At 47.4% G+C, this 10830-nt stretch carries 10 protein-coding genes; 5 read left to right on the top strand and 5 right to left on the bottom strand.

Going from position 1 to position 10830, the window contains the following annotated elements; translation table 11 throughout:
* Positions 1–45 precede the first annotated feature (45 nt).
* The 3 genes from G9Q38_RS03600 to G9Q38_RS03590 form a co-directional block, all read right to left on the bottom strand.
* On the bottom strand, positions 46–606 hold the full coding sequence (locus tag G9Q38_RS03600) for a VOC family protein (protein ID WP_166127876.1): 561 nt from the start codon (positions 604–606) through the stop codon (positions 46–48).
* Positions 607–644: 38 nt separating this feature from the next.
* A complete protein-coding gene (locus G9Q38_RS03595) occupies positions 645–1499 on the bottom strand; it encodes a fumarylacetoacetate hydrolase family protein (protein ID WP_166127873.1) in 855 nt (284 codons plus the stop codon).
* A 379-nt stretch (positions 1500–1878) separates the two neighbouring features.
* Positions 1879–2235, bottom strand: a complete 357-nt coding sequence (locus tag G9Q38_RS03590) for a winged helix-turn-helix domain-containing protein (protein WP_114420496.1) — start codon at positions 2233–2235, stop codon at positions 1879–1881.
* A gap of 91 nt (positions 2236–2326) precedes the next feature.
* Here G9Q38_RS03590 and G9Q38_RS03585 point away from each other — a divergent pair, with 91 nt between their 5' ends.
* Positions 2327–2887 (top strand): hypothetical protein, encoded by a 561-nt coding sequence (locus G9Q38_RS03585; protein WP_166127871.1) that lies wholly within the window; start codon positions 2327–2329, stop codon positions 2885–2887.
* Here G9Q38_RS03585 and G9Q38_RS03580 read toward each other — a convergent pair.
* Both G9Q38_RS03580 and G9Q38_RS03575 read right to left on the bottom strand, forming a co-directional pair.
* On the bottom strand, positions 2884–4413 hold the full coding sequence (locus G9Q38_RS03580; RefSeq protein ID WP_166127868.1) for a PAS domain-containing hybrid sensor histidine kinase/response regulator family protein: 1530 nt from the start codon (positions 4411–4413) through the stop codon (positions 2884–2886). The two genes, G9Q38_RS03585 and G9Q38_RS03580, sit on opposite strands and share 4 nt — an antisense overlap.
* Positions 4391–6286, bottom strand: coding sequence for a sensor domain-containing diguanylate cyclase (locus G9Q38_RS03575; protein WP_166127866.1), 1896 nt, complete (start codon positions 6284–6286; stop codon positions 4391–4393). The genes G9Q38_RS03580 and G9Q38_RS03575 overlap by 23 nt, the downstream gene beginning before the upstream one ends.
* Positions 6287–6454: 168 nt before the next feature.
* On the opposite strand from G9Q38_RS03575, the gene G9Q38_RS03570 reads away from it, so the two are divergent.
* From G9Q38_RS03570 to G9Q38_RS03555, 4 genes are read left to right on the top strand one after another with little or no spacing between them, the layout of a single operon-like run.
* Positions 6455–7240: a crotonase/enoyl-CoA hydratase family protein gene (locus tag G9Q38_RS03570; RefSeq protein WP_166127864.1), complete on the top strand. Its 786-nt coding sequence runs from the start codon at positions 6455–6457 to the stop codon at positions 7238–7240.
* Between the two features lie 5 nt (positions 7241–7245).
* Positions 7246–9039 carry an acyl-CoA dehydrogenase family protein gene (locus G9Q38_RS03565; protein WP_166127862.1) on the top strand — a complete coding sequence of 598 codons (1794 nt, stop codon included), beginning with the start codon at positions 7246–7248 and terminating at the stop codon, positions 9037–9039.
* 2 nt (positions 9040–9041) lie between these two features.
* Entirely contained in the window at positions 9042–9494 is a 453-nt protein-coding gene (locus tag G9Q38_RS03560; RefSeq protein ID WP_166127859.1) for a MarR family winged helix-turn-helix transcriptional regulator, read from the top strand.
* A 15-nt stretch (positions 9495–9509) separates the two neighbouring features.
* A complete protein-coding gene (locus G9Q38_RS03555; protein WP_166127857.1) occupies positions 9510–10562 on the top strand; it encodes a metallophosphoesterase in 1053 nt (350 codons plus the stop codon).
* The last annotated feature ends 268 nt before the right edge of the window (positions 10563–10830 follow it).

Genomic DNA, 10830 nt, shown 5'->3' with positions numbered 1-10830 from the left:
AATCCTATTGTGTCATTCTGTTACTTAAGCGTATTGCCTACCTTTTCAAAGCTTTAAAGCGCGTTTCTCGGCGATTCTTTTTCGCGTCGACTCAATCCATTGCGCACGCGTTTGAAACCCTGGCCGATTACGCGCCATTTTCTCGGTGCGCGCAATAATTTCTTCGTCGCTTGTGTCCAGGTCTAGCGGTTCTTTGCAAGGCTGCGCCGAATAGAAAGGGCTATCGACATACACTTCAATCGGGTTGCTTTCCGGGTCTTTGAAATAGATAGACCACGCGTTGCCGTGATCGACCTGGCCGATATTCTGAATACCCGCCTTTTGAGCAAAGTGATAGTAGGCACGCAGGTCGGCAAGTGATTTCACCAGAAAAGAAAGCTGGTTCACCGGGTTGAACGGTAGATTAGCCGGCTTGCCGTCGAACAACACGATCTGGTGGTGAATTTCCGGATCTTGCGATAAGAAATAGAGGCGGTGCCCGGTTGATGCCACCCCTTCATCAATAATAACCAGACCCAGTTTGTTGCAGTAAAAATCCACCATCAAGTCGAGATCGACACAATGGATGCCTGCATGGGTAAAGTGCAGAATGGGGGAATGATTCATAACCGCCTCACAGATAGTTGAATATGTTCCGTACGTTCTTACGCTTCGTCGACAACGGTGTTCGACAAGGTTCCGACTTGTGAGATCACCACTTCAAAGGTGTCGCCGGGCTTCAGGAACACAGGGGGCTTGCGTTTAAAGCCCACGCCGCTGGGTGTACCGGTGGCCAGAATATCGCCGGGATTCCAATCGAGCGCTTTGGATACGTACGAAATCAAATAGGGGATATCGAACGCCAGTTCCGACAACTTACCTTCCTGCATGACTTCACCGTTCAGCACACCTTTAATTTCCATTTTCCGGTAGTCGTCGACCTCGTCGGCGGTGACCATCCATGGCCCCAGGCCGCCCGTTTTACGGAAGTTCTTGCCCATGCCGTATTGGTGGGTATGAAATTGCCAATCGCGCAGGCTGCCGTCGTTGAAGCAGGTGTAACCGGCCACATGCGACATGGCATCTTCCGGCTTAATATTGGCACCGCCTTTACCGATCACAACCGCAAGTTCGGCTTCGAAGTCGAAGTCGTGCGATGCAGTGGGGCGAATGAGCGGCGCGTTTGCAGCTTGCAGGGTATCGGCGAAACGATGAAAAACAACCGGGTGGTCGCCCACTTTGCGCCCGGCTTCCGCAGCATGCGCCACATAGTTAATGCCAATGCAAATAATTTTGCTGGGTTGGGGAATAACCGGCTCCAGCGTGACGGCGTCAAGACCAAATTCCGGTGTTTGGTTCGCAACATAGGCTTTTGCTTCGGCTAATGATTTCTCGCTACCGACCAATTCCGCCAAACTACCCACTCCGGCAATTTTGTCTGTTAAATCAACAACTTTGTTATCATTAACAACAGCGCCGAAGCCCGGTTTTCCTGCCTTAACGTAAGAAACATATTTCATTGTTAGCCCCTTTTTTTATGCATAAAGTGATTTTACTGCACTATAGCAAAAAATGTGCATGATGGAATACCCCTATGCCGTGCCACCGGACGGCAGGAGGAATGACACGAAACACATTACGGAAGAGCGCCTTGGCCCAAGCATGGCAAGGCTTCAATATGAACGAGGACGTCGCTGAGAAAGACGTCTGAACGTCGGGCATTCAGGCCGGCTACGGCTGTAATAGCAAGCCGCATGCGTTTAAACACATTTCTAATTGTTATGATGCGTACCGAACGCCCGGTTTATAATACTGCTGTTAAAAATAACATTTCAACGTTAACTGGAAACTTGGTGGTTTCCTTCTTTTGTATTTAATGTTAAACCAGTTAACGTTCAACTAGTGTTCTTTTGCCGCCTGAACAAGGCATTTCGACAGTTTGTCGAAATGAAGCAATGCCGCCTGGGTCAGTGTAATTTGCTTACGGCGGGAATCCTCTGTATCGGTCAGCATAATCCAACCCTTGGCCCGCATGGATTTCAAACGATTGTGTATGGTTGCAGGTGAGCCAAGTTCGGAATACGCCATCATATCGCGCACCGACAACCGGCTGGCCTCTTTCGTTGCAAAGGCCACCAAACTCAAAATACGCTCTTCCAGTGGATCAAGCGCAGGTAACGAAGGCAAGCCACGCAGTGATTCGGCTAGCTGAAGAAAACGCAGGTAAATGTCAGCAGGGCGGGTTTTATCTTTCATTTGAAATGTCATTAGATAATTCGTTAGTCATAAATCTTGCAATGAACACGGCTGATGTTAGCAAGCGCCTATTTGTAGGACAATAATTTAAATGTCACAAATAGTATTACAGCTATTCATGATCGCGCTTTCAAGCATACTTTTCCTGTTTTTGTTACAGGTTAATGGCTGGCTGTTCACCCAATTCGAGTGGATTGCGGGCGTAAACTGGGTGTACTTGCCGGCCGGCGCCCGCTTGTTATGCGTACTGTTATTTCGCACACCCGGGGCCATTGGCATTGGGCTTGGATCATGGCTGGCAGGGTCTTATTACGTCGTCCACCCCGACCCAGTATACACCGTAATTGTTAGCTTTTTGTCGGCTTTTTCGCCTTATCTCGTTTATTTATCATTAAATAACCGGCATAACCTAAGTGCGTCGCTAACCAACTTAACACCGAAACTGCTCGTACAATGCTGCTTCCTTTTTGCCATTACCAGCGCCTTTCTTCATCACATTTGGTTCGCATTCTACGGCCATGCCGACGCATCATGGCAAAGCTTTTTAGTGATGGTAACCGGCGATTTCGTCGGTGCAATACTTTTGTTATATTTTGTAAAGATTTTGCTGGCAGTGCTACGAAAATCAGCATTAAAGCCAAAACGAAACTAGCTTACGGCCCGGCCCAGGCCAATAAGCGCAGGCAGAAATAAACGAACTGTTGTACCTTTATTCACAATTGAGCGAATGCGAACCTGACCTCCCGATTGGCGCACAAAACCATACACCATGGCTAACCCCAACCCCGTGCCTTTTCCCCTTTCTTTGGTAGTGAAAAAGGGTTCAAACACACGCTCAAGCAGTTCGGGCTCAATACCCCGCCCGGAATCTGAAACCGAGATTTCAACATAAGCCCCTTTAGACACCTCGAACTCCTGGGCTTCCGACACGCTGAGCCAGTGGTTTTCAGTACGAATTAATAACCGGCCACTGCCATTCATGGCATCACGCGCATTAATAGCCAGATTCAATAAGGCACTTTCAAGTTGTACAGGGTCGACATGTATTCGGTACAAAATGTCATCACAACTCAGATCAACCAAAATTTGCTCACCCAGCGCACGTTGCAGAAACGGCTTGATTTGCCCGAGCAGTTCATTGATATCGACAACCTTAGGTTCCAAAGGTTGTTTACGGGCAAATGCCAGTAATGCCTGGGTTAAATCAGCCCCACGTTGAGCCGCTTTAACGACCATGCCGGCCAATGGTTTTTTTTCGTCGTCATCGGTCAGACTTTCTTCCAGCAGTTCGGCATTGCCCAAAATAACGGTTAATAAGTTGTTGAAGTCGTGCGCAATACCCCCTGTCAGCTGCCCCAGGGCATCCATGCGTTGTGCTTGCAATAGCTGCTCTTCAAGCGCCAGACGCTGGGTAATATCACTGAAACTGACCACTGCGCCGGTAACCATACCGCTGAAATCGACCGTGGGGGACACAACATACTCCACAGCAAACGGGCTTCCATCTTTGCGAAAAAAATAATCTTCATCCACGCGCCGCACACGGCCATCACGCAACGTTTTAAATACCGGGCATTCTGTAATGGGATAAAGTGAGCCGTTTTTTCGGTGGTGGTGCACCAGGGCATGAGATTGCTTACCCAGCATTTCTTCACTGGTGTAACCCAGCATGCTCAACGCCGCCGCATTCACGAACATCAGTCGGCCGTCACGATCAATTCCGTGAATACCTTCGGTAACCGATTGAAGGATCACCGCCGACTGACGCTGCATTTGTGAAAGCCTTAATTCGGCGGTTTTCCGTTTGGTGATGTCGGTTATATAGCCTTCAAGCAAAGAAATATCGCCGTTACGGTTGGGCATCGCATTCCCTTGCTCCCAAACCCACCTGATTTCACCGTCGGCCCGACAAATCCGGTATTCCAGGTTGAAGTGACCCCCTTTTTCGAGGCCTTCCCGTACCTTTTCATTAACCAAAGCCACATCAGCAGGAAAAACCAGATCGGCATAGGCAACGGTTCGATTACCAAGCAACTCTTCGGCGCGATAGCCGGTTAGTCGTTCAACTGCCTCACTTACAAACAACATGGTCCAGTATGCGTCGTTGCGACAGCGGTAAACCATACCCGGCAAGTTCGCCAGAAATCCTCGAACATCAGTGATGGAATCGCCATTCATTTTTCCCGGCTTCCTTGGCGTTATACATGGCGCGATCGGCTTTATTCAATAAATCGTCTGCGGTGTCAGCATCTTCAGGGCAAAAAGCGATGCCCATGCTGGCGGAAATTTTGACAGTGGCCGACTTGAGTTCAATGGGTTGCAACAAAACCGATAAAACCTTACGCAACACCGTCACCACATCAGACTCTTGCGTAATATCCCCCAATATTAAAGTAAATTCGTCACCCCCCAAACGCGCAACCGTATCACTGGCGCGAACCGCGCTTTTCAGGCGGTCGGTTACGATGATGAGCGCCTGGTCGCCGGCCTGGTGCCCGTATGAATCGTTAATTTCCTTGAATTCGTCAAGGTCGATAAATACCAGTGCAAAGCCATTGCCGTAACGCTGGGTTCGCCGAATTTCATGTTCAAGGCGATCGAAAAACATGCGTCGATTCGGCAGCCCGGTTAACGCATCGAAATTGGCCTGGCGCCAGATAATTTCCTCGGACGCTTTCATATGAGAAATATCGGTGATGGTGCCGATCATTCTGCTTGGATTACCGCTTTCATCGTGCTCAACGACAATGCCGCGTGCCAAAAACCATTTCCAGCTTTCATCTTTGCACTTCAAACGATGTTCCACCTTGTAATGCAGATTAAGCCCATTAAGATAACCGTCCAGCGCTTCAGTAACTCTTGCATATTCATCGGGATGCAAACGGCTTTTCCATTCATCAATTGAAACGCTCAATTCGTCAGGCCCATATCCCAACAGAGCTTTCCATTGTGCGGACACACGAAAAGTTTGATTTGGAATATCGTAATCCCACATGCCGTCGCCCGAGCCTTCAAGCGCAAACTTCCATTTTTGTTCACTAATGGTTAATTTTCGGTTAATACGCTTAATGTGGCGCAAGGCGGCCGTACGATCAACCAGTAGCCAGGATAAAACCGCCAGAAATAACGTAGCTGTGATACCAAATAACGCTACCCACCATTGCGTGGCGGGCATGTATCTGCGCTCGAAATCATTGGTGGAAACGGTTTTTATGGTCCAGATCCGCCCAAAAGCCTCTAGCGTGCGAAATGCATCCTGAACATGTTTGCTTTCGTCTATTCTTGGGTACGACGAACCCGCCACACCATAGATTTGAACCGGGTTATTTTGATTCGTAATGTCGAAAATTTCATGGGTTAAGTTAATTTGCTCCGACAATAAAACTGAAGCCATACTCTCACGCATATCAAATGCAATATAAGCCCAGCCCAGCAATTGCCGATTACCGTTGTTAACGCTATAACTAAGCAGGTTTTGAAATATCGGCATGTAGAACAGATAACTATTCGACACCTTGTTCGCGGCGTGGTCCTGAAATAAGCTTAAAGGGCCCGACAACATCGCACGACCCGTTACCATGGCCTCAAGCATCGTTTGTTTGCGCGGCGCACTTTCAAACGCGTTGCGCCCGATCACATTCAGATTCTCCGGACTGGCTGGAAAAATATATACAACCGGTGCCTGATCGGCTGTTTCAAAGAAAGCGGCATACCCGGAAGCACGTACACCCGGGTTGGATTTCTGCAAATGCAAGGTATCAACAAACGCGTTGAATTCTTCACGATCCACTACGACCGAAGCAGCAAATAAAGCACGAATGGCTTCCAATTGTTGTTCAAAATCTTCGAGCTGACGCAAAAACCGTTCCACCGCGAGGTCAGCTTCAATTAAGAACAGTCGATTCAACTCATTACGAGCCTGGGTATTAAAAAACGTCCACAATTGATACGTTAAGGCAAAACCCAACACCATTACCGCGATAGACGCGGTAATGGGGCGCAACCTAAGTCGCAAATAGGGTTTATGCAACAACTGAGACCAGCCCGGCATTGTATTTATTTGTAAGAGAACCTTATCACCATTGAATTCTGTTCTAACAGAAAAAGCAATAGTCATTTTTCCTCAGGGTTGGTCCTAATTTATTTATAAAATATAAATATTATGATTCATAATTATTAACCTGATATCCTATTTTTTCTTATCGCGGGACACGCCAAAATGACTTCTACAAAACAATACAACTTGCTGTCCGTCAAAATGCTGGACAACATCGCGCTCGTTACCCTAACGCGTCCGGCTAAACGCAACGCAATCAACCTTGATCTGGTCAGTGAGCTGAATCAGTGTTTTCAATCCTTTTCGGAAGATGTGAAAGCCATTATTTTGAATGGCGAGGGCGAGCATTTTTGTGCCGGTCTTGATCTTTCCGAGGTTCGGGAACACACGGTACCCCAGTCTGTTATGCATTCGCGTATGTGGCATGAAGCTTTCAACCAAATTCAGTTCGGTCGGGCACCTGTCATTGCCGTGATGCATGGTGCCGTTGTCGGCGGTGGGCTTGAGCTGGCGTCCGCCACACATATTCGGATTGCTGAATCGTCTGCTTTTTACGCTTTGCCGGAAGGAAAACGGGGCTTGTTCGTGGGCGGTGGCGGCTCGGTGCGTATTTCACGACTCATGGGAGTCAACCGCATGACCGACCTCATGCTTACCGGCCGTGTACTGAACGCTGAGGAAGGTCAGCAGATTGGCGTGTCAACCTATTTAACCGAACCAGGCAAAGGGTTGGAAAAAGCCATGGAACTGGCCAAAGGTATTTCAAGCAACGCTGAAATGACCAACTACGCCGTTATGCACATGTTGCCGCGTATTGCCGATCAGAATATTCAAGATGGCCTGGCCACAGAATCATTAATGGCGGCCGTTGCACAAACCGACCCGGCAACACGACGCTTGCTGGCGGAATTTCTGGATCAGAAAAAGAATAAAGTTCAAAGGAGCTAAGCCTCATGCATTACCACCCCCCTTTGAAAGACATTTCATTTGTACTGTTTGAATTATTCAACGCTGCACAAACATTGAACCGTTACCCTGAGTTTGAAGAAATTGATCAGGATTTAATGAGTCAGGTCATTGAAGAAGCCGGGCGTTTTGCATCTGAAATACTCTTTCCCACCAATGCGGTGGGCGATCGCGAAGGCTGCCGATTCGAAAACGGACATGTGAAAACACCGACCGGATTCAAACAGGCTTACCGACAGTTTCAGGAAGCCGGTTGGCCTGCATTGGCTTGCGACCCCGCCTACGGCGGGCAAGGTTTGCCCCATACTTTAAACACCGTTTTATATGAAATGTTAACGGGAACGAATCATGCATGGTCAATGTTTCCCGGCCTTCTGCACGGCGCATATTCAAGTCTTTATCATTACGCCAATGATGAATTAAAAGATGTCTATTTACCCAAAATTGTCAGTGGCGAATGGCTCGCCACCATGTGCCTGACGGAACCCCAGGCCGGCAGCGATCTGGGCTTGATTCGCACCAAGGCCACGCCGGCAGAAAATGGACACTATATTCTTGAAGGAAACAAAATCTTTATTTCCGGTGGTGAACACGACTTAACTGAAAATATTGTGCATTTGGTATTGGCCCGGTTACCCGACGCGCCGCCGGGTAGCAAAGGTATTTCTTTATTTCTGGTACCCAAATTCCTACCGGAGAACGGGGTTCCAAAAATACGTAACGTGGTGCACTGTACTGGTATTGAACACAAAATGGGTATTCATGGCAGTGCAACCTGCAGCATTCAGTTTGAACAAGCCACAGGATGGCTGGTAGGCGAACCCAATAAAGGGCTGGCAGCCATGTTCAAAATGATGAATGCCGCCCGTTTATTGGTTGGCATCAATGGCGTCGGTGTATCGGAAACCGTTTACCAGAACGCTTTAGCCTACGCCAAAGAACGCGTTCAAATGCGTGCGGCAACCCGCCCTGAGAACCGTCGCCGGGAACCCGCCGACCCAATCGTGATGCATCCAGCCATACAACGCATGTTGATGTCACAAAAAGCCTACGCCGAAGGCGGCCGCATGCTTGCCTACTACAGCGCATTGCTACTTGACGGCGCCGAGCACCATCCCGATGATGAAGTAAAGGCGCACTTCGAAGGCGAGTTAGCGTTACTCACACCCATTATTAAAGCCATGCTGACGGATCAGGGGTTCGAAGCCGCCGGCCAGGCAATACAAATTTTCGGTGGCCATGGGTACATTCAGGAAACCGGTATTGAGCAATACTTGCGCGACATAAAAATTGCCCAAATTTACGAAGGTACCAATGAGATTCAGGCAATCGATTTAATCATGCGCAAGATACTTGCCGATAATGGCCAACGCCTTTTTAATTTGCTGGATCGAATTCAGGAAACGATCAACACAACAACACAACCTACGTTTGTAAACTCAGTCGCGGCGTTAACACAAGTATGTCAGCACTTACGCACACTCATTCCGGCAGTATCCGATGCAAGCCGGAGATCGCCTGATTTACCGTATCAAATTGCACCTGAAATGTTACGCCTGGTTGGACACGCAGCAATGGGGTGGTTATGGCTGAAAGCAGCCACGATCGCCGATGAACAGAAAGAAAAGGATCCTGCGTTTTACGGATCGAAAATCGATACCGCACAATACTATTTTGACTTCATCCTTCCGGAAACACGGCAATTAATACAAGTAATAGATCAATATTTAATTCACTCACAACAAGGTCATTCAACGAATTACCTTGATAGCCTGATGTAGTCATGAGTAACATAAAAAACAATCAGGAAAGCGATGCTGCCATAGAACAGTCGTTTCTTTTAAAACAAGTGGGCTATAACTGTCTTCAGGCTTATTTGAAGATTGAACCGGATATTAAAAAAAGGTTAATACGGTATCAACTTAAGCCCGTTGAATTCACTGTTCTATCGCTTATTAGTGCCAATCCGCAAATTAACCAGAAGCGGCTCGGGCACACAATTAATGTCTCCCCACCCAACCTCGCGACACTTCTCGATAAAATGGAATTACGTCAGTTGTTGGTACGAAAACGTAATCCAAACGATAAACGCTCACAAATTCTGGAACTAACGGAAAAAGGTCAGTTTCTGTTTGGCAAAGCCAGGCAGCAATTCGAAAAAAACGAAAGTATTCCTAATCTTTCAAACGCCGAACAAAAACAACTTTTACGCTTGCTGCAAAAAATATTTCTCTAGAAGCGCCCATAGTCTATGTATTTGCTTAAGTCACTCGATAGCGGGCCAATCGATATCGTTGGCGACATACACGGCGAAATCGATGCCCTGGAAGCCCTCCTTGAACGACTGGGATATAGAAGTAACGGTTCACACCCCGATAACCGCCGTCTGGTGTTTATCGGCGATCTGGTTGATCGTGGCCCCGACAGCCCAGGTGTCGTAAAACGTGTTCGCGACCTGGTTGAGAATCACAATGCACAATTTATTCTGGGTAACCACGAACTGAATTTATTGGTTAACGATATTAAAGACGGTTCGGGCTGGTTTTTCGACGAACGATTTGAACGTGATTGTGAAAATTATGCGCCGTTTGCTCGCACACCCGAATCAGAACGCGAAAGTTTACGCACGTTCTTGTCTGAACAACCCGTTGCGCTTTATCGGAACGATATTCGTATTGTCCATGCAGCATGGACCACAAATGCTATTAACGCCGTCAGCCAACTCCCTTTGGGAACATTAGTTGAAAACTACTTTGAGTGGGAGGAACACACACGTCGTCAGGCTGACGCAGAGGGTATTTACGAGCACTACCTGGAGGCAAAAGAAAAATGGGCTGACCGTCTGGAAGACGAATCCAACCCGCCGCCATTTTTAGACGCAATCGCTGAATATGAGGCCATGCAGCAAACTTTTAATCCGCTGAAGGTCTTAACATCAGGCGTTGAAAAAAGAAGCGAGGAAGCCTTCTTCGCAGGCCGCCGTTGGCGCTATTCCGATCGCATCAATTGGTGGATGAATTATTCAGACAACATACCGGTTGTTATTGGTCATTACTGGCGATTACTGGAAAAACAAGAAGCGTCTCGTACACCGCGCTACACCCGGCTATTTTCCAATATTCCCCCCCTTGCCTGGCATGGTAAGCGACACAACGTATTTTGTATTGATTACTCCGTTGGTGCACGTTGGCGCGACCGCAAAGCAAACCAACCCATTGAAACCTCTAGATTCAGATTAGCCGCATTGCGTTGGCCTGAAAATCGAGTGGTTTTCGACAATGGTTTCGAAGCTTTCACTAAATAGTTTCATTTATTTACAATTTAGCTGTGTCGAAAAGGGTTGTGGATAACTACTAGAGAAAACGATTGTGAATGAACTGTGGATGAAAGCTGAACAACTGCGTCAATTACACAGCCCAATAGAATTATGCAGAAACTGTTAGGTACTTGTAAGACAGTTTATACCCATTAAATATTCATATAACATATTGATTAATAAGGTATTTTTTAGTTTTCCACACTATACACAGGCACCCATTAGTTATTTAAGTTTTATATATAAAAGATGTGTA

Source organism: Pusillimonas sp. DMV24BSW_D (assembly GCF_011388195.1).
Lineage (GTDB): Bacteria > Pseudomonadota > Gammaproteobacteria > Burkholderiales > Burkholderiaceae_B > Neopusillimonas > Neopusillimonas aestuarii.
Note: the sequence above shows the minus strand (reverse complement) of the source record. Positions and strands in the feature narration are given on the sequence as shown.